The 26,547-nt window shown below is 34.5% G+C and carries 9 protein-coding genes; 2 read left to right on the top strand and 7 right to left on the bottom strand.

Features of this window, described 5'->3' with window-relative positions; translation table 11 throughout:
- Window positions 1-13 precede the first annotated feature (13 nt).
- From ABJF52_RS09750 to ABJF52_RS09720, 7 genes are all read right to left on the bottom strand, one after another.
- Window positions 14-1,348 (bottom strand): MATE family efflux transporter, encoded by a 1,335-nt coding sequence (locus tag ABJF52_RS09750; protein WP_348149510.1) that lies wholly within the window; start codon window positions 1,346-1,348, stop codon window positions 14-16.
- Window positions 1,349-1,466: 118 nt separating this feature from the next.
- The gene (locus ABJF52_RS09745) at window positions 1,467-2,174 is read right to left on the bottom strand and encodes an acyltransferase (protein WP_348149508.1); all 708 of its coding nucleotides are present in this window, start codon (window positions 2,172-2,174) and stop codon (window positions 1,467-1,469) included.
- 76 nt (window positions 2,175-2,250) lie between these two features.
- Window positions 2,251-4,680 (bottom strand): Wzz/FepE/Etk N-terminal domain-containing protein, encoded by a 2,430-nt coding sequence (locus tag ABJF52_RS09740; protein ID WP_348149506.1) that lies wholly within the window; start codon window positions 4,678-4,680, stop codon window positions 2,251-2,253.
- 7 nt (window positions 4,681-4,687) lie between these two features.
- Window positions 4,688-5,512: a polysaccharide biosynthesis/export family protein gene (locus tag ABJF52_RS09735; RefSeq protein WP_348149504.1), complete on the bottom strand. Its 825-nt coding sequence runs from the start codon at window positions 5,510-5,512 to the stop codon at window positions 4,688-4,690.
- Between the two features lie 145 nt (window positions 5,513-5,657).
- On the bottom strand, window positions 5,658-7,013 hold the full coding sequence (locus ABJF52_RS09730; RefSeq protein ID WP_348149502.1) for an exopolysaccharide biosynthesis polyprenyl glycosylphosphotransferase: 1,356 nt from the start codon (window positions 7,011-7,013) through the stop codon (window positions 5,658-5,660).
- Between the two features lie 552 nt (window positions 7,014-7,565).
- Window positions 7,566-11,555 (bottom strand): amino acid adenylation domain-containing protein, encoded by a 3,990-nt coding sequence (locus ABJF52_RS09725; RefSeq protein WP_348149500.1) that lies wholly within the window; start codon window positions 11,553-11,555, stop codon window positions 7,566-7,568.
- Complete coding sequence (locus tag ABJF52_RS09720) at window positions 11,552-18,241, bottom strand: amino acid adenylation domain-containing protein (RefSeq protein ID WP_348149498.1); 6,690 nt, start codon at window positions 18,239-18,241, stop codon at window positions 11,552-11,554. The genes ABJF52_RS09725 and ABJF52_RS09720 overlap by 4 nt, the downstream gene beginning before the upstream one ends.
- A gap of 352 nt (window positions 18,242-18,593) precedes the next feature.
- On the opposite strand from ABJF52_RS09720, the gene ABJF52_RS09715 reads away from it, so the two are divergent.
- Both ABJF52_RS09715 and ABJF52_RS09710 read left to right on the top strand, forming a co-directional pair.
- The gene (locus ABJF52_RS09715; RefSeq protein ID WP_348149496.1) at window positions 18,594-19,421 is read left to right on the top strand and encodes a class I SAM-dependent methyltransferase; all 828 of its coding nucleotides are present in this window, start codon (window positions 18,594-18,596) and stop codon (window positions 19,419-19,421) included.
- Window positions 19,422-19,967: 546 nt separating this feature from the next.
- The gene (locus tag ABJF52_RS09710; RefSeq protein WP_348149494.1) at window positions 19,968-26,534 is read left to right on the top strand and encodes a gliding motility-associated C-terminal domain-containing protein; all 6,567 of its coding nucleotides are present in this window, start codon (window positions 19,968-19,970) and stop codon (window positions 26,532-26,534) included.
- Window positions 26,535-26,547: the final 13 nt, after the last annotated feature.

Raw genomic sequence — 26,547 nt, 5'->3', positions numbered from 1 at the left:
AATCTTCTGTTCATTATCTTACCCAAATACCTTTCTTTTTTTTGTTGATAATCATGTGATATTGTAAGGGTGCTAAGATGAAACCATTAAAGTTTGCAATTATTGCTGCAATGAACATTGCATGTACACCAATATTAAAATAGTCAATTAGTAAATACGCTAAAATTAAGTAAAGGATAGGGCTAAATATGCTTGCCCAAAACTGCATTCTTAAGGCACTAATGCCATTTAGGAAACTAACATATTTGGAACCATACAACGAAACCATAAAAAAGGCGAACCCCCAGAAAGATAAAACAAAGTCAATATCCACAACGTCTTTACCTAACCAAAGATTATAAATAGTCTCTGAGCCAAAAAGCATAACGATACCCGCTGCAAAAAATGCTAGATTAAGGTAGTTGTATTTTTTTACGCTGTTCTTTATCCAATCAATTTCTTTCTTCAAATATGCCTCGGTAGATGCAGACCAGAATGGGGTTAAGAATATCATGAAACCCATACTTAAAATATTAAAGTATTTGTAAACAATGTTGTAAGAGGTTACATCGCTTGGTCCAAAACTTCTCGAGATAATTATGTTTGCAGATTCGTATTGAACTAGTCCGGCAATTTGAATTACGAAAAATATTACTCCCAGATTAAAAAGGCCTTTTGCATGACTAAACTTTATTTTAGATAATTTAGGTCGATAGGCTTTGTATTTTCCTCTAAAGAAAAAGATATTTGCTCCTACTAGTGCTATTAAAGGTGATACGCATAGTGCTAAACCTAAGTTTACAAGGGAGCCTTCGGTAGTCTGTACAAGTATTACAATAACTATTAACGTTATAACTTGCCCAATTACATTAATTAATGAGGCTCTTGCGGGTTCTTGGTCTGCTGTAATTACTGTTGTTATGGTCTGAAGCACAAATTGCAAACAGAAATATGTAAATACAATTAAAGCTAATTTAGATACATCAGTTGCGTATTCTGGTGCAAGTTTAAGAAGTGAAGACCAATCTAAAAAAGGGTTAATTAAAATAAAAACTAACCAAACTGCGGTAAATACAATGGCTAAAATACCATATGTTGTACTAACATAAATTTGTGCACTTTCATCGTCTCCATTAGCTTTTGCTTCGGCAAATTTATTTCTAAGTCCGTGTGTAATACCAATATCAAAGAAACTAAACCAAGCCACAATAGAGCTCAATGTTAACCAAACACCGTAACGTGATGGATTAACATAATTAAGTGTAAGCGGCACAACGATTAGGCTAATAGCAATGCTGACCACTTTAATTATTAATGATCCAGCAATGTTTTTCTTAGCCTTTACGCTACGTTCGTGTCCACCTCCCATTTTGTCTCTGACGAAATTTACCAGAGGCGAAATGAATCTATTTTTTAAAGGGTCAAACAAGGTTAATCGGGTATTTAATGGTTATGTGTTTTCGATTATTTGACAAGTTCCTGTTGTTCTAATCAGGGATGCGTTCCCTTGTCCATATGATATTGTCTTTTATCGCTACTGCTGGAATACCAGCCAAAAGGATATTTCTTTGTTCAAATTTTTTGGTAACTACAGATCTGGTAGCAACAATACTATTTGAGGCAATATAGGCCCCTTTAAGTATCGAAACGTGTGCGCCAATCCAAACATGATCTTCAATATTCACGTTTTGAGCTGCATTAATTCTTTTTTTAGTGCTATTGTCTAAAATTGCATGTGAATCCCCAGTACGTACATCTATGTCATAAGCAAACATACAATCTGAACCTATTGTAATTTTTGAATTAGATTCCGTTGCTGCAATATGAGCATTCTCAAAGGTACTTTCCATACCAATTGTTATTTTACAATGCTCATCCTCTACCCAAAGTGATCCTCCTTTGTTAAAAGAGACGAGCTTCTCTATGTCAATTCTATTTGAATTTCCGCTAATGAAGATTTCAACATTCTTAAAAAATGAATCTGCTCCAATATTAATAGTGTTATTGTTACCGTTAATTATAATGCTACTATTAACAAATCTAGCCGAATTGTTAATGTTTAATTTATTGTTTGTCCCTTTAATACTTCGTTTATAAGATTTTGTAAAGAGCAACCCATCCCTGTAATTACGAAGTAATTTGGTAAGCCAACCTTGTGATTTTATAGATGCTTTTAAATTTTCTTTAAAGCTCATTTGGTTCGTGAATGTTGAACTTACAACTTAATGTTATAATTTAATTATTTATTGATTCGCTCTTTAAGGCATTATTTTATTCATCTGGCATATACTCATATTTATGACTATGTTTAGCTGAATAACCGTATCCATAACCTATTTCTTTGTTTAAAGCGCCTCGTTTTTTAACACCATTAAAGATTATCGAAACATCCTTTAATCTTTTTAGAACATGCGAATGTTCAAAATGTTTTACAATTTGCTTTGGTGTATGACCGTGTCTAACCATTAATAGAGACTCATCACAAAATTCCGCTAGGAGGTTTACATCAGCAACCAGGTCTATTGGAGGTGCATCCATAATAACAAAATCGAACTTGTTCTTTAAAAATTCGAAAAGTAAATCGAGTTTGCCATTTAATAAAAGGTTGGTGTGGTCATCTCCATCTCTGATACCTACTGAAACCACACTCAAATTCTTGTTTATTGAAGTTGAATTTACAATTTCAGTTAAGCCACTGTTTCCTCTTAAATAATCAAGTATACCTTTGCTTTTTAAGAGGTTAAACTGTTTTGAAGTGTTTGGTCGAATAAAATCAACATCGACTAATACAACTTTTTTGCCTGATTTAGCGATGCTATTGGCAAGATTTGTACAAATGAAACTCTTACCTTCTCCAGAAATGCTTGAAGTTGCTAATATGGTCTTTTTGTTAAAGTTTCTACTGTATAAGCCTAAAGACGCACCAAGTTGTCTAAAATAATCTTGTAAGTAAGGCTCTTGTCCTACTAAAACAGAAGTGCTATTGAGCGGTCTCGTTTTTTTACGTGTTGATTTTTTACCTTGTACTTTGTTGCCTGAAGTATTCGAATTTTCTGAAATATCAATTTTTGCCATGTCCTTGGTTTCAACATAAGGTATTTCAGCAATAATTGGAATTGAAGTATATTTTTCAATTTCTGAACGGAATAGAATTTTTCTATTTAAAAATTCTTTGACGATAACATAGAGTAAACCTAGTGAAACAGAAAAGGCTAAGGCTATTAAATAGATTAATTTACCATTTGGACTAACGGGATCAAAAGATGCTTGTGCTAAATCTACAATCTGACTTTCCTGGTTGCTAGGGGCGTAGGTAAGTGCTGTTTCTTCCCTTTTTTGTTGTAAAAAGGAGAAAAGATTACTTTTAATAGCTTTTCTTCTGCTAATTTCAAGAAGTTGCTTTTCTTTTTCTGGAATAGCTTTTAAGGCACTTCTTGAAGAACCAGCGCTTTGCCCAAGATTGGTTAAACTAGCCTCTAGATTACTTTTTTGATTCTGAACGTTTTCTAAAATACTAGGTCTAATTTTTCTTATTTCATTAGAAACCGAGGTTAAAATGGGATTATTTTCAGCTGTTGTTTTCCTGAGTTTTTCATATTTTATCTCAGAGTCGTATAATTTATTAAGTAGTTGCGTTAATGCAGGGTCATTTACACCTAGGCTAGAGGGCACGATTCCACCTTGAGTATTATTTGATTTTATATAATCTTCAACTTGGTCGAGTACAGCAATTTGTTGACGGGCTGATGCCATTTGTCTATCATAAGAACCCATGTCTTGAAGGTAAAGTTTACCTTGTTCACTAAGGTCTATTACTCCTTTGTTGGATCTAAATTCTTGTATTTCTTGTTCCAGACTACCAAGCTCCTCCTTAACCTTATTCATTCTTTCTTCAATAAATTCTAAGGTGTTATTGGCGAGCCTATTACGGTCATTAACTGCTTTTTGATTATATGCATAAATAAGTGCATTCAAAATATCTTCTGCTTGCTTGGGGTCTGGGTCAGTAAAAGTTACCTTAACAACAGTCGAAAGTTTAGTCGTGGCCCCAGCAGAAAGGTTGCTCAATAAATAGTCAGTAATGTACCTAGGATTATAAAGAGTGTAATAAAGTTTGCCTTTTTTACTTGCACTTATATTTTTAGTAGTGTTAAATTTAATCTCTCCAAAATTGGATGTTGTAATCCATTCATCAGTACGGTATGTTTTTCCGTTAACTAAAACCGATTTTTTTTCAGGATAATGCGTAAAATAATATTTTACGGGTTTATCAGGTGAATATAGCGGAATAGCACTAGGGTCTTTTAATTCAATAGAAATAGGAGAAATAGAATATGCAGACGATTCTCCGAAAGATTTTTCTTCCATTACAGGAGCATATAAATGCAATTCTGTAACTACTTTATCCAATAAAGTTCTTGACTGCAATACTTCTATTTCATTTTCTACAATTTTTTTAGAATCGAAAGGGTCGATTGATTCTAACATTTTTGCATCGTCTACACCTTTGTTCTCATCTTTTATGAGCAAGGTCGCCGAGGCTTCATAAATAGGAGTTGTAAACTTTAAATAGGTCCAAGCGCTAAAAAGCCCAATAAGGGCTAATAAAACATATAGTGGCCAAAAAGGAAGAAATCTGGAGAATAATTCACTCAAGAAATTTTCTTCTTCCTGTGGTCTGTTCTTATGAGATGATGCCATTTAAGTATTATTTGAAGTTTACTATTGCTACAATACCAAGTGAAATTGCACTTAGAATAACGGGTACCCAAAGATTAGCTTGACTTGAACTTGAAATTCTTGTTTTATTCGCAGCTACATATACAACGTCGTTCGATTTTAGGTAGTAATATGGCGAGCTAAATATGTCATCTGTCGTTAAATCAACTCTGGCTAATTTTTTAACACCACCTTCTTCTCTTAAAATAACAACATTTTCTTTAACACCATATATGGTGATGTCACCTGCTAAGCCTAGTGCCTCAAAAATTGATATTTTTTCGCTTGGAACAGTTAAAACAGTGGGGTTTTTAACCTCTCCTAAAACAGATACTTTGTAATTTAAATAACGAATATCTACAATTGGATCAAGCAGTAATTTGCGATCGTCTAAAATTGAAGTTATCTCTTCTCTTAATGCTTTTTTAGTTTTACCAGATGCCTTTATTTTTCCTAAAACCGGGAATCTAATAAAACCATCTTGATCTACTAAATACCCAGAGATATTAGCCACATTTCCTACGGCATTTGCTGTTTGTGCTTGTGATATGTTTGAATCATTAAACATTTCAGCAGCTTCAGGGTTTATACTACTAACCGTAATGCTTAATAAGTCGTTTTCTTGAATTATTGGTTCTAAGTCTTCGGTCGATGTAACAAATTGTGTGTCAGGGGTTTCGTAAAAATAGGTTGCGCCTTTAGTATTTCCACAAGAACTTATAGCCATCGATGTAGCAATAACAAATATGGCACGTAATGCGCTCAAATAATTCTGCGTTAGATTTAATTGCTTAATGAGATTAATTTTTTTCATTTTATTCTTTTAATAATCTAATCTTAAAAAAGATGCTATGTGTTTAGTAATGGGTAAAGTAAGTTAATCATTATGGTGGCCCAAAATAAGATCGTCAAACGTGACGTTTTATGGTTTGTCTTTCAGTATTGTTATGAATTTACTGTCAATATGCTTTTTCTTCCTTTTTAAAAATATTAGCAATTGTGTCAAAAATTATCGACAAATCTAACCATAAAGACCATTTTTCAACATAAAAAATATCCAGTCTTACACGGTTCTGTATATCGTATTTATTTTCTATTTCTCCCCTATAACCTTTAGTTTGAGCAAGTCCAGTAATACCAGGTTTTACAAAATGTCGTACAAGATATTTATCCACAGAGGTTTCGTAGTGGTCGGTATGTAATTCCATATGAGGTCGAGGGCCTACTACGCTCATATCTCCTTTAAATACATTGAAAAATTGAGGTAGTTCGTCAATACTAGTTTTCCTTAAGAAATTACCAATCTTTGTTACTCTGGCATCATTTTTTGTAGCCATAATTGTATCAGAACTTTTATTAGAGACCATAGACCTAAATTTATAACACCAAAATACTTGACGTTTAAAACCATGTCTTTTTTGTTTAAAATATAGGTTTCCTTTAGATTCTAGTTTAATAAGTATAAATAACAATGGGCTTAACCAAGATAGTATTGTGATTATTACCAGTGAAGAAAATAAAATGTCGAAAGTTCTTTTGGTAATACGCGCATATTCTGTGTCTAAAGGTACATTTCTTAAGTTTAGAACTGGGATGTTATCAAATAGCTCTATAGACATTGCTCTTGAGAACATTTCTTTGTTGTCTAATAGGACTTTGAATTTAATAAGATTATTATCTGCAAATCCTATTAAGTTTTTCAATTCTTGTGGGTTAAACTTAGATGCCTCACAATAAATTTCATCAATATCATTTTCCAGAATATAAAGGAAACTATCTTCTACCTTTCCTAAATATCCCATTTTATCGGAATAGGTGTCGCTAAAAAAGCCACTATATCGATAGCCTAAATCAGGTACATCAAATACTTTTTGAATTTTATCAAGGTTTTCATCACCGCCTAGAATAACACTTTTTACCGAGTTTCCTCCTCCAGATCTATATTTACTTCTTAACCAAAAGAAAAAGGCTCTGTAGGTGAATAAAGCAAGGCATAATAGTACATATACTAAGATATAATATTGTATGGTTTCATATTTTTCATCCATAAAACTTAGAAGTGCGAAATACGCCAGGCCATAAACGATATATAGTTGTAATACCTTTTTAATTTTAGTAAAAAAACGATCTTTACGAGCGAAAGGGTAGTACTGGACTCCATTAATAATTACGATCCATGAAGCATTATAATATAGTATACGAGAGAAATCAAAATAGGTTTCAGGTATAAGATAGGCGAAAATACCATTAATGATACATAACTGTAACATTACGGATATAGGTATAATGAAGTCTGAATTTTTATATTTTTTCATAAATCAACTTCTGACTATCAATTTATTTATGTCAATAGCGCTTGCGCGTAAAATCTCTAAAATTGCAACCAATTTGGAATTAGTAAGAGATTAAATTATTGATCGAAAATTTGCTTGTTTTTTGTTTGTAATTATTGATGATTTATCAACATAAATGTGTAGGAATTCAACGGTTTCGGGGAATAGTTAAATTGATTGAAAGCTAAGATAAATATTAGTCTTAAATCACACAATTGAATCAATTAAATATGTGATTTGGTATATAATAGTTTCTTAATTTTTTTGATTTATTTTAAGGCTAAATATTTAAAAATCAATATATTATGTAGTGATTATGATGATTATTTAGACTGGATTTATATTTAAATTATTAGGATTTATAGCTCGACTAAATCCTAATAAAATCGACTAAGTTCAAATAGTATTTCGTCTTGAAAAAGTGGGTTGATTGGTAAGCTATGTGTTGATTGTATCTTTCTATTCAATTACCCTTACTATTTTTTGTAAAAATTCGTTTAAATTGAGAAGGTATTTGTACTACATAAGATAATTCTAATTCCGTTGATCTAATACGTTTTGTAAAGTTTTACCTGTTGTTTTAGCATTTGGAGAAACAAGCATATTTAGGTGATGACCGGGTACATTATGAATTTCAACTCCAGCTAAAGCAATTTCTTGCCACCCTAATGTTTTTGGGTCGTGTAAATGATATATTTTTTCTTCAGCTCGTAATAAATCTATTTGTATGTCATCTGGAATAATATGATAGTTATTCATTATTTTAAATACCCGTTTATCAATTGTATTATGACCCTGATTTTTCATTTCATCTTCATCTGTATATCTGTTTGCACCAAAAAATATCTCTTTAATTTTCCTAGCAGTATGATATTTTAAATCTTTAAAACTAGTTGTCATCTCTTTTAACAGATTTGTTAGTCTTTCAATATGATAGCCGGTTGTGGCCATTTGTTTTCGAATAGGGGATGAATAATTAAAGTGAGGGTCTACGTAAGTATCAAGTATGGCGAGCATACTTACATTTTTTCCAGCTAATTTTAGTTGCTTTGCCATTTCATAGGCGATATATCCTCCTAAAGAGTATCCAGCTAAGGCGTATGGACCTTCAGGGTGTGCTTCAATTATGTTGGCCACGTATTTAGTTGCAATTTCTTCAATAGTTGGAAGTGGTTTGTCTTTAGGTAAAATTTGCTGACCTTGAATGCCATATACTGGTTGTTCAGGATCTAGTTGATTTGCAATTTCATTGAAAATTAACACGTTTAATCCAGCTCCATGTACTATAAATAAAGGGGGTTTATTGCCTTTTGGTTTTATTGGAACAATTACAGAATTAGTTTTTATCTCTGTATTAGCGTCTAATAATTTTGCTAGTTTTTTTATTGTAGAGTGTTCAAAAAGAGAAGATAATGGCAAACGTTTGCCAGTTTTTTCTTCAATTAAGGTCATCACTTTTACTGCAATAATCGAATGACCACCCATTTCAAAGAAGTTGCTATTGACGTCGATGTCTTCTATTTCAAGTGCACTTTGCCAAATTTTTGCAACAAGTTGTTCATTTTTTGATGCTGGACTAGTAAATGTTGGTATATCTAATTCAGCCTCTTTAGGCTCCATTAAAGATTTTCGGTCAATTTTTCCGTTTGGAGTTTTTGGCAATTCATCTAAAACTATAAACTCTTGAGGTATGTAATGTGGAGGTAAGTCTAATTTTAAAGTTTTCCGCCAAACGTTTATTTGATTATCATCTGACTCTAATTTGCAGCATGGAACTACATATGTTCTGAGTTTATTTGAGTGGGCTACTACAACTGCATTTTGCACACCATCAAGTGACATAATTGCGTTTTCTATCTCGCCTGGTTCAATTCTATATCCTCTAATTTTTATTTGATGGTCTACGCGTCCTAAGCATTGAATTTCACCATTTGGCAATAGTTTACCTAAATCTCCAGATTTGTATAGTAATTTATATTCTTGACTAAAAGGGTTCTCTATAAACAGTTTTTTATTAAGATCAGGTCTATTCCAGTACCCAAGTGTCATTCCTGCACCGGCAATACATATTTCTCCGATGTCTCCTGGAGCAACCAACTGGTTATTATTGTCTAAAAGATATAGTTGCATATTGGCAATAGGTTTACCTATCGTAATTATGTCATTGCCACTATTAATTTTATTTATAACAGACCAAACAGTTGTTTCAGTTGGTCCGTAAATATTCCATAGTTCTTTAGAACGCTCAAGAAGTTGATTTGCAAGCTGTCTCGTTAGTGCTTCACCACCGCATAAAGCTTTTAAAGGTAAAGGCTTTTTCCAGCCAACATCAATTAGCATTTGCCAAGTTGTAGGCGTTGCTTGAAGCATAGTGATGCTTTCAGTTTTTAAAAAATCAAGCAATAGCCTTCCATCTCTAGCCATTTCATCATTAGCGAGAACAATAGTAGCACCTGTTATTAATGGTAAAAATAGTTCAAGAAATACGGGGTCAAAAGACATGGATGTTACGGATAGCACACGGTCTTCTTCTGTTAACCCAGGTTCTTTTGCCATACTGCATAAAAAGTTTACTAAACTCTTATGGTTTGCTTGTACACCCTTAGGTTTGCCGGTAGACCCCGAAGTGTATATGTGATAAGCTAAAGTTTCTGGTGCTACGAATTCTGCAATAGGTTTTTTTGAGTAATCCTTGGCAGCAACAAAAAGGTCTTCAATAAATTGCAAATTTATAGTTGCTGGGAATGCTGCAGAAATTTCTTTTGAGGTAATTAAGAATTTGGTTTCCGAATCTTCCAACATATATTCCAATCTTGCAGCGGGATATTTTGGATCAATCGGTACGAAGGCCGCACTACTTTGTAAAATAGCTAATAACAGAATGGGCAGCTCAGCGGAGCGTTGTAAAGAAACGCCTATTAAATCTCCCGGTTTAATACCCGATTCTATTAAATAATTGGATAATTGATTTACCTTGCTTTGTAACTCTACATAACTTAATTCAGTATTATTATAAACAAGAGCAGAATTATTAGGCGTTCTTTTAACTTGTTCTTTTATTAAATCTGGTAATGCTAATGATGAAAAATTATTACAGGTATTATTGAGATTTTTATACTTTGATGAATAATCTGATGTTGCGATTTTAGAAATCATTTCATCCGGATTTTCAACCAATTTTTTTAGTAGTGATTCAAAAGATAACATCATCTTTTGTATTGTACTCGCTTTAAATAAAGCAGTGTTATACGACCATTCAAAAACTAATCCATCGGCATCACCACTTGCATTTAAGAATATTTCAAAAGTTTCGAATTCTCTTGGGTTGCTTGTTAATTCATATGTTAGACCTTCGAAATTAACACCGTCCGTAAGTCCGAGGTCGATATTAAAAACAACTGGGACTAACGGTACTCTAGCTGCATCTCTTGCGATTGGTAATTTTTGCAGTAAATGTCCAACACTAAATTGTTGATGTTCGTAAGCATCAAAAAGTTCGGTTTTGCGCTTTTTAAGATAGGTGTTGAAAGAGGTTTTTGAGTTAAGTTTACTACGCAATGGTAAGATGTTAACACAATGTCCTACAAGTTGCATTTTACCAGCTGCTGATTGACCAGCTGCGGGGAGTCCTACAACCAAATCATCTTTGTTTATTAGCTGATGTAGGAATACTTCAAAACTTGATAAAAGCGAAGAAACTAAGCTGCATCCAGCATTTACACCAGTTTTTTTTAAAGATTCGAGTAAATCAGAATCCATAGGAAAATCAAGTCGTGCACTGGAGAATTCTCTATTTGCAGGACGAGGATAATCTGTAGGTAAATCTACAAGAGGCACGTCATTTTTGTAGAGGTCAAGCCAGTATTGTTCAGTTTGATTATAAGCTGAACTATGAGTGTATTGATTTTGTTCATCAGCATAGGAATAAAAACTCTCTGGTTCTGGTAGTTTAGGAGCTTTGTTTGTTGCAAATGCAGAATATAAAGCCCCCAAATCTTGAAGCATAATGCCAATTGACCAGCCATCGCAAACAATGTGATGGGCGGTAATTACAAAAATGTGTTCGCTGAAACTAGTTTTAATAATTCCCGGTTTCAATAAAGGACCTTTATTTAAATCAAAAAGATGATTTGCATCTGCTTTTAAATATTCTGATAGGGCATGTTTCTTTAAATCTTCTTGAAGATCACTTATGTCTAAGAATTCAATTTTAGTCTCTAGTTCAGAGAATATGGTCATAAAACGGCCATCTGTACTAAAAGTAGACCGTAAAGATTCATGTCTTTGAATTAAAGTTTGTAAGGCTTGTTTTAGGGCTTTAATTTTAAGGTCGCCAATTAATTTTAAAGAAATAGACTCGTTATAGGCTTTGTTAGCATTGTCACCACTTAATTTACATCCAGTCCAAATTTCTTCTTGTGAACGTGTTGTGCATACTACACGTTCAATTTTTGGACCCGAAAATGGGTCGAAAGATGATGTATTAGGATGATTTAATGATATTTTGGCTTCCTTTTCTATCATAATGCTATTTTCACAAATTCTCCATTTCTTTTTCTATTAGAAAGAAACCAAGCAGGATTTCCTGATTGATCTAGACCTAATCTAGCGCCTGAAACTGGGGGATTGTTTAGAACATTTGAAAGAGGTTTTGAATTTAATTTATGACTGTTATTTGTTTTGGTTTTTTGAAAAAAACCTGCAGTCATCATTTCTTCAAGACTCTCTAAAATAGCAATAATTAATGTATTTATGTCATTTGCAGTATAAGCAGTGGTTAAAAAACAAGGGAAACCATCCCAAATATGAATTCCTTTTCCTCTTAATAATACAAACAGTAGCTCTGAATAAGGGATATCTTCTTTAAAGTTCAGTCGCCACAAAGAACTAAAATGCGTTACCTCTAACGGAAGATTTCTATGATGAAATTCTAAATTAAGCTCAGTAGCTAAATTTGTGGTTAGCGTGGTTAAGTTTTCTTGTAGTTGAGGTCCTTCTTCCTTCATATGAAGTAATGAAGCTTTTGATGCAGCAAGTGCTAATGGGTGACGAACAAATGTTCCAGCGAAATATGTTACTCCAACCTCTGGGTATGAGTCATCACCATATTGCCAAGTACCGCCATCTAAGGCATTCATATATTCTTTTTTGCCTAAAATAGCACCAATTGATAGTCCACCTCCAATAACCTTACCGTAGGTAGCGAGGTCAGCTTTAATTCCTGTGAGTCCTTGGAATCCACCAGGGTGTGCTCTAAAACCCGTTATTACTTCATCAAAAATAAGTGCTGTACTAGATTTAAAGGTTATTTCTCTAACCTCTTTAATAAAGTCTATTGGTTGAAATTCTGGTCTTCTAGATTGTACAGGCTCAATTAATACAGCAGCCAATTCATGAGCTCTATCTTTTATTATTTGCAGGCTTTCAGCTGTTCCATATTCTAGAATTAGCATATTTTGTACAGCCTCAGGAAGTATTCCCGCAGCAGCTGGGAAGGTTCTTAATTTCTTAGAACCTCGAACAATACCTTCATCATTAATTCCATGATACGATTTAGAAAAAGCCACAATTAATGAACGACCAGTTACGGTACGGGCAATACGCATGGCTCCCAGTACTGCCTCTGAACCCGTATTACAAAGGGCGGCTCTATCATGTTCAGTAAACTCACAAAGCAATTCACAAACTTCACCAGCAAGAGGGTGTTGCGGACCAACTTCATAACCAGAATCAATTTGATTTTTTAGTGCATCGGTTACAAAATTTGGTTGGTGTCCAAAAATGCATGAACCAAATCCGTTTAATGCATCTATATATTCATTACCATCTAAATCCCATAAACGGTTGCCCAAAGATTTTTCGATAACTAATGGATAAATAAGTTCTTTTGTAAGTGGTTTAAATCCGGAAACCACTCTGGGGTCGGCCATTAAGGCTCTATTTTTTTGTGACGAATTTTTACTGCCAATAGTTTTTTTGTTGTATTGTTGTGTCAATTTTTCTAAAAAATCCATTTGAGAATCACTCAATTCGGTGGATTTTTTCTCAATACGTGGTGCTGCGCCAAAAGGCTTTTGATGTTCAATTTTCTCTTCTTCGGATAAAATTGATTTAGAAGGTACAGCAGTTGTTGTGGCTATTTTGTTTTTGGGTGTATCAACAGTCTTAGGTGTGCTAATAGCAGGATTAGGAATTGCGGTACCACCTTGCATAAGTTCAACCTGTTTTCCTAAAAGCTGTATTTGTTGTGCAATTAATCCAAGAGTTGTGTTCTCATTATTATTTAATCCAGTATGTACATTTGTAGTGCATGATGGATTTGTTGCAATTCCTTTTACTTGAATTGGGGCGGAAACTTCAATTGGTTTGGGTGCAAATGCTTCCTTATCTAAATTTTGGTCTAGGTGTTCTGCCAGTAGGTCAGGAGTATTGAAATCTTCATTAAGTTGACGGAAAGTAATAGGAATATTAAATTCTTTTTTACATGTTAATGCTATCTGGGTTAAAATCAGTGAATCTAATCCAAGCTCTAAAAAGCTATAGCTGTTATCAGAATTTTCAAGTTCAATTCCAGAGGCATTGGCAATCAATTCTGAAATTTTAGTAAGTAAAATGGGCTTTCTCATTGGTATTGTTTCAATAAGTGGTTCAGTTTTTTGATTTTGAACTACAATTGGTGAATTAGTTTCAGTGTGAAATTTTGGTTTTTCAATAGTTATTGGGTCTACCCAACAAAGTTTACGGTCAAAAGCATATGAGGGTAGTCTTAATTTTTTTCTGATTTGACCTTCGTAAAAAGCGGACCAGTTTGGTTCAATGCCGTTAAGCCATAGTTGGCCTAATGCATTTAAAAGTTCGTAGTATGAATCTTCATTACTTTTAGGAATTGCTAAACTGGAAATAACAGGTTTTGTCTTTGCAGCCTTTTTCTGTTGTGTAAGCGTAGTAAGAGCTTTTCCAGGGCCTACTTCCAGTAGTAATACATCTTCTAAAGCTAAAATAGTATCTAAAGCATCTGAAAAACAGACAGTTGCTCTTAAATGATTAGTCCAGTAAGCTGAACTTGTTGCTTCTTGGTCAGTTAACCAATTGCCAGTAACTGTAGAAACAATGGGAAGCTTTGGTTTATTCAGTTGTATTTTATCAACTTCATCTTTGAAAGTATCCAATACCGGGTCCATCATTGTAGAATGGAACGCATGACTGGTAGCTAATAATTGACAGGGTATTCTTTGTTCTTTAAGAACAGTCATAAAATTTTCAATATCAGCCGTTAATCCGGAAACAACACATAGTCTATCCGAATTAATTGCGGCAATTGAAAGGCTTTTAGGAAGTATTTCTTCCAACTGATTTTTTGTGAGTCTAACCGATAGCATGCTGCCTTCTGGCAATTCGCTAACCAAACGTCCGCGAGTTGCTATCAAGTGCAATGCATCCTGAAGGTTTATTACACCAGCCAAATGAGCTCCAACAAATTCTCCAATACTATGACCGCAAATAACAGTTGGTTTTATGCCCCAGCTGAGCCATAATTGGGCAAGTGCATATTCAATTACAAAAAGAGCAGGTTGGGTTAGTCGTGTATCTTTTAATCGATTGGTTGTTTCCTGCGAATTTTCTTTGGGAAAAATAACTTCTCGAATATCAATTTCAAGATTTTTTAGGAGTAATTCGGCGCAAGAATCAACAGCTTTTTTAAATATGTTTTCATTTTGATAAAGCGCTTTACCCATTTGTAAATATTGTGCTCCTTGCCCGGGAAAAAGAAAAGCTATTTCATTGGGAACTTCCTTTAGTTTGTTTGTTTCTTTAGATGTTTTATCATTTTGTAAAAGAAATTCCGCAGCTTCTTTATTAGATTTGGCTAATATGAATTTCCGATGATTGAAATCATCTCTTGTCATATTTAGTGAGAATGAAATATCTGCAAGCTGTTGCGTGTTATTAGTAGTTAAATAGTTGCCTAATTTTTCTCCATAATCAGTTAAACTTTTATCAGTTTTAGCTGACCACGGCAAAATTTGTAATGGTCTTCCACTATCAGTTGTTTTAGATTCCATTACGTATTCTTCAACAACAATGTGAACATTTGTACCACCAACTCCAAAAGAGCTAATTCCAGCTCGCCTTAAATCATTGGGAATTTTCCAATCGGTTAATGTATTGTTTACATAAAAAGGACTGTTTTCAAAATCAATATTTGGATTGGGTTTTGAATAGCCCAGGGAGGCTGGAATCTGTTTATTGTTTATAGATAAGATAGTCTTTATTACACCAGCAACACCAGCACCGGCTGTACAATGCCCCAGATTACTTTTTACAGATCCAATAGCGCAATATCCATTTTGAGTTTGTTCTCCAAAAGCCATATTTAGTCCCTCTATTTCAATAGGGTCACCTAATGGCGTAGCTGTGCCATGTGTTTCAACATAGCTAATATCGGATGCAGAAATATTGGCGTCATTTAGCGCTCTTGAAATCGCATCGGCTTGCCCTTCAATACTCGGTGCCGTAAAGCTTCCTTTGCCGCCACCGTCATTGTTAATTCCTACACCTTTAATTACACCGTAAATGTGGTCGCCATCTTTTTTGGCATCACTCAAATTTTTAAGCAGAATTACGCCTGCTCCATCACTGAAAACAGTGCCTTTTGCATCAGCGTCGAAAGAACGACAATGACCATCGGAACTTAACATTGAGCCTTCTTGATAAAGATGACCACTATTTATTGGTGCTGTTAAACTAGATCCACCGGCAAGGGCAATATCGCATTGTCCATTTCTAATTGCTTCTACTGCCTCTGCAATTGCTAGTAGTGAAGTGGAACAAGCCGAATGTACACTTACAGCTGGGCCTTTTAAATTTAAATGATAGGCGGTTCTTGAAGCTATATAATCTTTCTCATTTACAGTATTAACTAGTAAATGTCCAATCTGATTTAATATTTCTTTATTTGGTAAAATATTATTTTTGTAATAAGTGTTCGTTCCTGTACCTGCATAAACTCCAATACTACCATTGTAATGTTTTGGAAGATGTCCACTTTCTTCTAGTGCCTCCCAAGCAATTTCTAAAAATAGACGTTGCTGCGGATCCATAGCTTCTGCTAGTTTTGGATTAATTCCAAAAAAACGGGCGTCAAACTCTTTTGCTGAAGGTACAACACCACGGGCGCCAATATATAATGGGTCTTTTCTTAAATCTTCGGATATAGCTTTATCAAGTTCTTCTGGAGTAAAAAACGAAATGGTTTCTTTACCATCGCGTAGAACTTCCCAAAATTGGTCTATTGTTAATACGCCAGGGAATCTGCCAGCCATACCAATTATGGCAACATCTTTAATTAAACTGTCAATTGCTTGATTTTTAACTTGTAGGCTATTCGTATGTGTATAATCTGAATTCAACGATTTTGACAAAGAAGCGATCGTTGGAAATTGATAAATGCTTGTAACCGGAAATCTTATTTTAAGGCGTTTTCTAATCTGTGATGCTACTTTTTGAGTCAAGAGAGATGTGCCTCCCATTTCAAAAAAATTATCATCTATTCCAATAGTAGGAATTTGTAATTGTTCACTCCATATTTTTACAATTTCTACTTCTTGCTTTGAACGCGGTTTTTTAAATAAAGGTGCCGATTCTGGTCGTACATACTCAGGCTTTGGTAAATTCTTAAAATCAACCTTCCCATTGGTAGTTACTGGGAATTCATCAACCCACATAAAAATTGAGGGTATCAAATACTCAGGTAAAATATCTTCAAGATGTAATCGTAAAGTATGTGTGTCTTTTAACGAATCTTTTGATTGAATATATGCCACTAATTTAGGTTCATTACCTATAGCATTACTTACAATTACAGCCGATTTTTTAATAGAAGCAACCTGACTTAAAACTGCTTCAATTTCACCTAATTCAATACGATGTCCTCTAACTTTTACTTGTTTGTCTTTCCGGCCAAGACATTGAATTTTTCCATTAGGAAGTAACTTTCCCAAATCACCAGATAAATACATTTTATTACCTGATTTTCCATCAAAAGGATTTGTGACAAAAACTTCATCTGTAAGTTTGGTTTGGTTTAAATATCCTAAAGAAACACCATCCCCACCAATAACTATTTCGCCAATTTCACCTTGTTTTACATGTTTTTTGTTTTCATCTAAAAGATGAATCTGAGTATTCGCTATAGGTTTGCCTACTACTATTGGATCATCTTTTTCATTAATTTGGGTAAGTATAGAACAAACAGTGGTTTCTGTTGGACCATAAATATTCCAAACTTCGCCACAAAGATTTAGCAATTTATCAGCTAAATTTTTAGGTACAGGTTCACCTCCAATAAGTGCTTTTAATTTTAGTGATTTTTCCCAACCGGAGTCTATTAAAATCTGCCAAATGGTTGGCGTGCCCCACATGATTGTGATATTGTCCTCAAGTGCTTTTTTTATTAGTAATTCGCCATCTCGTCGAGTGTCTTCATCAATTAATATTACTGTTGCTCCGTTTAGCAATGGTAAGAATGTTTCCATTACCATTGCGTCGAAAGAAATGGTGGTTACTGCGAATATTTTATCATTTGTAGTAATCCCTGGTTGGATGCTCATGGAATGCACTAGGTTAATCACATTTTTATGAGCTACTTGCACTCCTTTTGGATTGCCGGTAGAACCAGAAGTGTATATTATATATGCAACATTTTCATTACCGATTTGTAGTTTTAAAGGTTCTATTGAAAACTCTAAAGATTCTGAAGAAAGATTTTCAACAAATATATTTTTAGCTTGGTGATTTAGATTTTTATGAGATGCTGTACTAATAAAGAATTTTGAATTAGAATCCTTAAGTATTAATTCAATTCGTTTTGGTGGATATCCAGTATCAATAGGGAGGTAGGCTGCGCCACATTGTAAAATCGCAAAAATAGAGATGATAAATTCAGGCGTGCGATCTAAAGAAATGGAGACTATATCGCCTTGGTTTAGTCCCTGTGAATGTAAGTAGTGAGCTGTTTGATTTACCTTATTTTGTAACTCCGCATAACTAATTGTCTCATTTTTATATTGTAAAGCGTTTGCATTGGGGTTTCTAGTTGCACAATGGTCAAAAAGTTTGTGTAGTGTAGAATCAGGATAATCTAATTCAATACCACTGAGATGGTTTTCAAAAGAAGATAATCCGTTATTCATATGGTTAGGAGTAGGCATGAACAAAATTTAAATTAGTTTCGAATAGAACTTTAGTGTTTTGATAGCTTAACGAATAATTTTTAACGCAAGGAAAAGGGGTTAATTATTCTAAATAGACCGAATGCTATTTTCTTAGATTAATGAACATTTACAGCGTTTAAGTATGACTGTTGTAAAGTTTTGTAATGGAGCTGTTAATCCTCATCCTTGTACAATTCCTTTAAGAATATTAGAACTAATGTATAAAGTATGTGAACCAGCAGTAATTTTAATCTTTATATTGTCAAAGTTCTCGATGACATGTTAATGTTTGCTGGGATATTAACTACAGTTTTACAAGAATTTTGAAAAACTGATGCAAATTTGTAGGATGAAAGAAAAATTAAGATACATAATTGGTAGATGTTTGGTAGTATTAATGCCTAAGAAGGCTGCTAAACTTGGCGAAAATGGAATGACAATTGTGTTGAATAAAAAACTTTCGAAAGTAGAGTATTTAATGCGCGATGCTATTCTTAACAAGGCAAAAAAAAATAAAGATTTTGATAATTTAGCAAAGCTACATCATAATTATTGGGTGAATAAAGGGGATGAATTGTTTGTGGAAACAGACGATATGTTCGAGAATATTTTCCTTCCAGATTGGTCTTTTATTTTTGATAAACTCCAAATAGAACTAGCAGGGAGTACATATGAATATAAAACCTTAGTAGAAATTGGTGCCGGGAATGGAAATGTTTTGAATTTTCTTAGTCAAAAGTTTCCCCAAATTGAGCAATTTATTGGTATAGATTTAAGTGTTAAACAAATAGCAATTAATAAACAAAGGTTTCATTCAAATACACGACTTAGTTTTGTCGCTGCAGATGTTCTAGACTGGGTGAATGAATTTGGAGAAGAAAATACAATTTTTGTTACTTCAGGAGGGGTATTGGAATATTTTACACAAGAAAACTTAGAAGCTTTTTTAAAACGACTAAATAATCTAGGTAAAATTAAATTTATTGCTATTGAACCAATTGGATCACAAGTGAATTTTGAAACGAATTCGAATTCTCAAATTTATGGACCTGAAAGCTCATTTTCTCATAACTATAAAAAGTTATTTGAAAATGCTGGTTTTAGCATTTGGCATCAATCAAATGTAAAGCAGGATAATACTGAATGGTATTTTACGATTCTGGGTGCCAAAAATTGATATAGGCACCTGTTATTTTTCTTCAATTTAAGTGTTTTATTGAAAGTATTTTAATGAAATCATGCGCTCTTACATAGCCTATTTAACAGTATTGGCAGTATTTTTCCATTTTTTGGATGTAGGAATTATTTAAACCACTTTTTTTAATGAGCATCGTATAGTTATATAAGTAAGGGTTTTATAGGTTGTTGTTTTAATATAAACAAGAAAATTCTTACATAAATTATAATTAGACTACAAAAATTATTCGTTCTTCATTTCTGCTAATGTCGTTAAACGGCACATTCACATCTGTTTTATCAGATGAACACAACAATTATTTCGATAAAGTGTAAAGATTGTTATTCTTTGTACTTCAAATATTAAATCAAAATATCAAATTTTATTGGGCTTGGAACTAAATAATTTAGCTTTTTAAGCCATTGTTTAAACTTTACTATGATACATTTTATCCCCCAAAAATGTTCCAATAGAGTTTTTGAGATTATACATAAATGCCAAGGTATTCTTGTAACACACACTACTCTCAAATTCAATTATTGTAAAATGAACAGAACAAAGGTTTTATCCTTGCTTTCTGTGTTTCTTTTTGTGTACTCCAGTATGGCACAAATTGAAACTAACAGATTTAAGGTAACAATAGACCCTCAAGAATTAGGTACTTGTGGTGGGTCTAACAACTCCCTAGAACAAGTATACATACAAGGAAAAAATGCAACTTGCCATACGTTTAGTATAACATTTGCGCTACCGCCAGGGATAGAGTACGTGCCTACTACTGCGACAATTACTACGCAAACAGGTTCAGGTGATTTTGTGCTTACTGAAGGAGGTACAGCCAATGAACCTATTTTTACTATTCAAAGACCTAGCGACGGAAATTGGGCAGTTGGAGATGAGGTGTATTTTTCATTTGAACGAAGTGCTAATTGCGAGGCGGTGGAGTTTTTAAATTCTGGAGGTATTTTTAAGGATGCACATACTATAAATTTTGTGGATCAAGGAGGAAACCAAAGTGCAACTGATGACGATATTACTGTAGACTCTTATACGTTACGGGCTGCTTCATTAAATATTTCTTCTATTCCCACAACGAATGCCAACGTGGGGGAGACATATACTAGAAATATAACTTTAGCACAAGGTGGAAATGGATGTACAGATAATTACACTTATTATGTAACGGTTGGTTCGGACGTAGATGATGAATATAAATTATCTTATGGTTCTACTGATTTAACCCCTACCTCTGTTTCTGGTGGTGTTTACACCTATAATTTTGATATGACCACAGACCCATTTCTCTCTGTGGGTGATGGCGATGGTTGTTTTGATAATGGAGAATCAATTTTTTTAACGGAATCTTTTAGGGTAGACGACTGTATTGATACCGATATTATTCATAACGCTTTTTGGGGATGTTCAGCAGGTGAAACTTGTCAAGCAGCACAACAACAAACCGGATCATTGAATTTTGGAGCAAATGTTCCAGAAATTACCTTAACAAAGGGAGGTGCAACACGTGTAGAATTATGTAATGCTGTTTCCTATACAATCAAAATTGAGAATACTAAAACGGCTATAGGTTCAATGGCGTTAGATGTTGCTATTAATCTAGGTTTAGGTCATAATAACTCAGATATTACCGATCCTACCACAAATCCTCTTTGGGCATTTGATTATCGAGATACACGTAGTGTTTCAAATTTTAGATTTGGGAGTAATCCTTCATTTACACCATCATCACTTGCAAGTGATAGTTATCCATCTGGTGGTTCAGGTGAATCAGTTTATATACCGGCGGATTTTTTCACATCAGATCCAGATGGATTAAATTTTGGACTAGATGATTTAGATAACGATGGTTTTTTCGATGATTTACCCCCAGGAGAGTTTACAGAATTAAGTTTTGACTTCGAAATCGATCCAAGGGATAATTGTGGTACAGGTAGGTATGATTATATGACATGGGAGCACACATATCTGGATGTAAATTTTAAGGATCAATGTAAGAGTGATAGACTGCCTGAGCGTGTAGACTTTAACTATTTCAATATTATCAGAGATTACCAAACTGTCACAGAAGTTGAAGCTCCTACTGATGTTGTGGATGGTGAAGATTTTACAGTTAGTATAGCACCTGCCTTATATATAGGAGGAACAGGTTATCCTCTTTGTGATGGAGACAATATGGGCTCAAATGATGCGGGGTCTGAATGGACCGTTTCCATTACTGTTCCTACGGGGATGGCATTACAGTCTACGGCACCTGCAGAATTTACTCAATCCGGTAATGAAGTAATTTTTACTACAACAGATATATCTAGTGGTCACTTTAAGGAATGGGTAGATTTTCCTTTGACTGTTACCTGTGGAGTAGGACTTAATGGCTTACAAACAATTCCGTATAAGACAAATTATAAATGTACAGGCGGTAGCGGTATTTGTTGGGATCAAGATATTCATTGCGGATCAGTTCAAATATATGCGCATTGCCCAGGAGGATGTGCAGGCCCTGGTATTACAAGTTTTGATGCCAATAGAACTACTGCCGGTTGGATCGATAATACTCAGGCTACACAAGTTGTTTTAGACGAAAGTGTTCATGAGACAAAAAAATATTTAGCAGGTGACACCATGACTTTGGTAACCACAGCAAGTATTAACAATATTAGCTTGAATAATCTTTATTTAGATATTGATTATCATACGGCAGATACAGAAACTAAGGGTGCAGATATAATAACTTTCGTGGATGGTACTATTACAATAAACGATAAATCAAGTACAACAGAAACTACGTCTATAACTGTGCCACCCACACTAACTACAAATGGACCGAGAGATTATTTGCTCACTTTTGACCTTAGCTCCTATCGAGATATTATTAGTAGTTCTTATAATTATGGCGAAGGTTTAGAACAAGATGAGATAGAATTAGAACTAAATTTTGTATTTGCAAAAGACTTTAAAGATATTTCATATTTTGAATTATCTGGCTTTAGAGGTGATTTTTATGCTTTTACTGATTATCCGGCCAATACAGTAAGAGTAAGTTGTGATACATGGGGTGATCGAGCATATTATTCACGACCGAGAATTTATGGAAGTAATCAAACGCGTTCAGCTAACGGTTGCGAATCAGAAACGGGTGTGCTTTATTTTACACATAATATGTCACCTGGTGATATGTTTCCTGATGAATACAGGCCACTTTCTAATTGGACATCTACTGTAGTAGATATTCCTGAAGGAGCTAGATTTACAGGTAATGTAACTTCAGTAAGTTTTGAAGGAGCTTATTCTACGACTTCAGGTGATTTTATAGCCACAGAAAGTAATGGTCAAATTACTATAACTCCTGGTCCGAATTTTATAAATCGTGACCAACGTGCATTGCACTATCCTCGTTTTTATGTAGAATTTACGGGCACTTGTCATTCTCCAGAGACAACAACTTATGATTATACTGTTAATTTTGATGCATTTGCTTATGCAACTCCAGAATCAACAAGTTTTACAAATACAAATACTTTTAATTACACACCACCAACCTTTTTATTGCAATCACCGTCCCCGACCGTAAATGGAGATGCTTATGTAATAGATTTAGATGTTAATATAAGTAATACGAGTCCGGATGATGTAAATTACAATTGGTTGCAGGCTACATTACCCACAGGTGTTGAGGTAGTTGGTGCTTACAAAGTTTCTGGTGGTACGGAAACAGCAATTAATTATCATGTAGCTAGTGGTAAAGCTTGGATAGAAGCGGGTGCATTAGCCAAGGATGAAACAGGTTCTATTCGCTTAAAAGTGACTTCTACGGCATGTACAGATGAAACTGTTATTTTTGAACATGGCTGGGATTGTTTGGGTTATCCAGGTTATCCAGATTTAAATGTAGATGTCTCAGATTTTCAAAGTATCGAAGCAATTTGTTATCAGAGGTCTACATCAATTGTTCTAGAGCCAAAAGAGGCTCAGGTTCAAATGGCTATAACGGATGAGCCTACTTCAGAACAAACACTTTGTACACCTTTTAATATTGAATTAGATGTTGTTAGTGCTCAATTAGCAGATTTAATTAACCCTTATGTTGAATTTGCTATTCCTGGTGGTCAGGATGGAATGACGGTAAATTCTGTTGACATAGAGTATCCAAAGGATTCAGGTGACATTCAAACTGTAAGTGCAGTTGTAACAAATGGTGTTGCACGAATAGATTTAAAAGGACATACGGCCATAACCGAAATTCAAGGAATTGCCGGTGATCCAGCTAACAATAGCACAGATGAAAGAACGGCACATATAGATATGGAATTACAGTTGGAATGCGATTTTATATCTAATTCAGTAATTACATTTAAAGTTTATGGAGAAAGTCCATGTGGAGATCTAGCATTAGGTAATGGTCTGAGGGCAGTATCTTCAGCTATTGAGGTAGATCAGGCAGTAGCACCTTATAGTGCATTGAGTACAATAACATTACCTGGTTATGGTGCGCCAATCGATGGATGTGGTGTGCAAGAAACTATAAATGTTGTAACAACAATTAAGAATGGAACTTCTACGAGTTCAGATTATGCCAAAATAACATTGATTCCAGGAACAGAATATGTCCCAAGTACATTTGTTGTTAATGGCACCAATATAGCAACATTAGAAAATGTTAATACGGTCGGTAATTATCAAGAAATGATTATTAAGTATCCTAGCGGAGTTATTGATGATGATACTATAGATTTCGATTTTGATATTGTCACGCTAAACGAAGCTTTTTGTGATGATTCGGCTGAAGTTCAAATTGTTAATTATGTACTAGTTAACGGAATAAGTTGTTCTACTGAGAATTGTGGTGATTTTCAAGTTGCTACAGGTTTTTCTTATGAAATTTTACCATTAGAAAAACCAATTTTGGAAGTCTCTAATAATGATGGTGGCACGTATTTTGAAAAAACTGATGGTAGTTTTGACTTTACAGTTCATCTTGATTTTAATAATGTTGGAGGTGATGATGCAACCGCTGGTTATGTTTATGATGTGTATTGTGATGATGGTACTGGAATTAAAACAGGGGCATCTATTGGAACGGGTAGTACATCTAGTTTAATTGCAGAAGGAGCAACTGTTTCTGAAACACTTACGTTTAATAGTTCAGCACCAATTTGTGCATCGAAATCTGTAATAATTGAATTTGTTCCTTCTAATAGCAACTGTTTGTGCGAACCTCTAGTTATAGTTGTTCCAATTAATGCTTCTCCAGAAGCAGATAACGATAGCAGTACTAACAATCCTACCAATACAGCAGTAACGATTTACGTAGTAGATAATGATAATGACCCGGATGGAAGTATCGACCCAACAACAGTAAGCTTGGATGCTACATCAGTAACAGGAGGTGTATGTGATACTACTGATGCCAATGGCGATTGTACGCAAGTAACTGTTCCCAATGAAGGTGTATGGACCGTAAACCCAACAACGGGTGAAGTAACATTTACCCCAGAAACAGGCTTTACTGCAGATCCAGAAGTAATTGAATATACAGTAGAAGATAATGATGGTAATGAATCTAACGAAGCCACCATCACTATTGACTATGCAGTACAAGTACCGGTAGCTACAAACGATAGCAGTACAAACAATCCTACCAATACAGCGGTAACGATTGATGTGGTAGATAATGATAACGACCCCGATGGAAGTATTGACCCAACAACAGTAAGCTTGGATGCCACATCAGTAACGGGAGGTGTATGTGATACTACCGATGCTAATGGCGATTGTACGCAAGTAACTGTTCCTAATGAAGGTGTATGGACCGTAAATCCAACAACGGGTGAAGTAACATTTACCCCAGAAACAGGCTTTACTGCCGATCCAGAAGTAATTGAATACACGGTAGAAGATAATGATGGTAATGAATCTAACGATGCCACCATCACTATTGACTATGCAGTGCAAGTACCGGTAGCAGGTGATGATGAAAGCACAGATAATGTGACTGGAAATCCTGTAACGATTGCCGTGGTAGATAATGACAACGACCCGGATGGAAGTATTGACCCAACAACAGTAAGCTTGGATGCTACATCAGTAACAGGAGGTGTATGCGATATTACTGATGCCAATGGCGATTGTACGCAAGTAACTGTTCCTAATGAAGGTGTATGGACCGTAAATCCAACAACGGGTGAAGTAACATTTACCCCAGAAACAGGCTTTACTGCCGACCCAGAAGTAATTGAATACACGGTAGAAGATAATGATGGTAATGAGTCAACACCAGGTGAGATTACAATAGATTATGATCAATGTAATGGTTTAGGTAGTGCAGATTGTGATGGTGATGGAGTCTCAAATGAGCAAGAAATATTGGATGGTACGAATCCAAATGACCCTTGTGATTTTGAAATAGCTAGTATGACGACGCTTCAAACAGGTACTTATTTAATTACAGACTGTGATGGCGATGGTGTGCTTAATGGACAAGAGTTAGAAGATGGAACCAATCCAGAAGATCCTTGCGATTATGATGCTGATAATGTAAATGTAGATCCTTCGGGAGATTATTTACTAATAGACTGTGATGGAGACGGAGTATTAAACGAAACAGAACTTAATGACCAAACAGATCCTCTTGACCCATGTGACTTTGAAGAAATGAGCATCACTTTAGAACGCACTGGTTTGTGGTTAACTGCAGATTGTGATGGCGATGATGTGTCGAATGAACAAGAAATTGCGGACAATACTAATCCATATGAACCATGTAGCGCAGTAGGGGGTATGACACCTTCAGGCTTAGTTTGTGATATCGTTATTCAAAGTGATTTAGTAGGTCCTGGTATGAATAATGGAATCTTTCAGATAAACAATATAGAATCTTATCAAGATAATACCGTTAGGATATATAACCGATGGGGAGTATTAGTTTTTGAAACTAAAGGTTATGATAATGGTTCCAATGCTTTTAGAGGAATATCCAACGGTCGTGTTATCATCAAACAAAGTGAAGAATTACCTGTAGGTACATATTTCTATATAATCGATTATATGAATGAAGGTGTAGCGAAGGTTAAAAACGGATATCTATATGTTAATAGATAGAAAAGAATCGAAA

Origin of the sequence: Aurantibacter sp., from assembly GCF_039941195.1 — a bacterium.
Lineage (GTDB): Bacteria > Bacteroidota > Bacteroidia > Flavobacteriales > Flavobacteriaceae > Aurantibacter_A.
The sequence above is the reverse complement of the archived record's forward strand: the minus strand, read 5'-3'. Positions and strand labels throughout refer to the sequence as shown.

Bases quoted from the DNA above. Each gene is read 5' to 3' on its own strand.
- ABJF52_RS09750 (WP_348149510.1), bottom strand. From the start codon at position 1,348: ATGGGAGGTGGACACGAACGTAGCGTAAAGGCTAAGAAAAACATTGCT.
- ABJF52_RS09745 (WP_348149508.1), bottom strand. From the start codon at position 2,174: ATGAGCTTTAAAGAAAATTTAAAAGCATCTATAAAATCACAAGGTTGG.
- ABJF52_RS09740 (WP_348149506.1), bottom strand. From the start codon at position 4,680: ATGGCATCATCTCATAAGAACAGACCACAGGAAGAAGAAAATTTCTTG.
- ABJF52_RS09735 (WP_348149504.1), bottom strand. From the start codon at position 5,512: ATGAAAAAAATTAATCTCATTAAGCAATTAAATCTAACGCAGAATTAT.
- ABJF52_RS09730 (WP_348149502.1), bottom strand. From the start codon at position 7,013: ATGAAAAAATATAAAAATTCAGACTTCATTATACCTATATCCGTAATG.
- ABJF52_RS09725 (WP_348149500.1), bottom strand. From the start codon at position 11,555: ATGATAGAAAAGGAAGCCAAAATATCATTAAATCATCCTAATACATCA.
- ABJF52_RS09720 (WP_348149498.1), bottom strand. From the start codon at position 18,241: ATGCCTACTCCTAACCATATGAATAACGGATTATCTTCTTTTGAAAAC.
- ABJF52_RS09715 (WP_348149496.1), top strand. From the start codon at position 18,594: ATGAAAGAAAAATTAAGATACATAATTGGTAGATGTTTGGTAGTATTA.
- ABJF52_RS09710 (WP_348149494.1), top strand. From the start codon at position 19,968: ATGAACAGAACAAAGGTTTTATCCTTGCTTTCTGTGTTTCTTTTTGTG.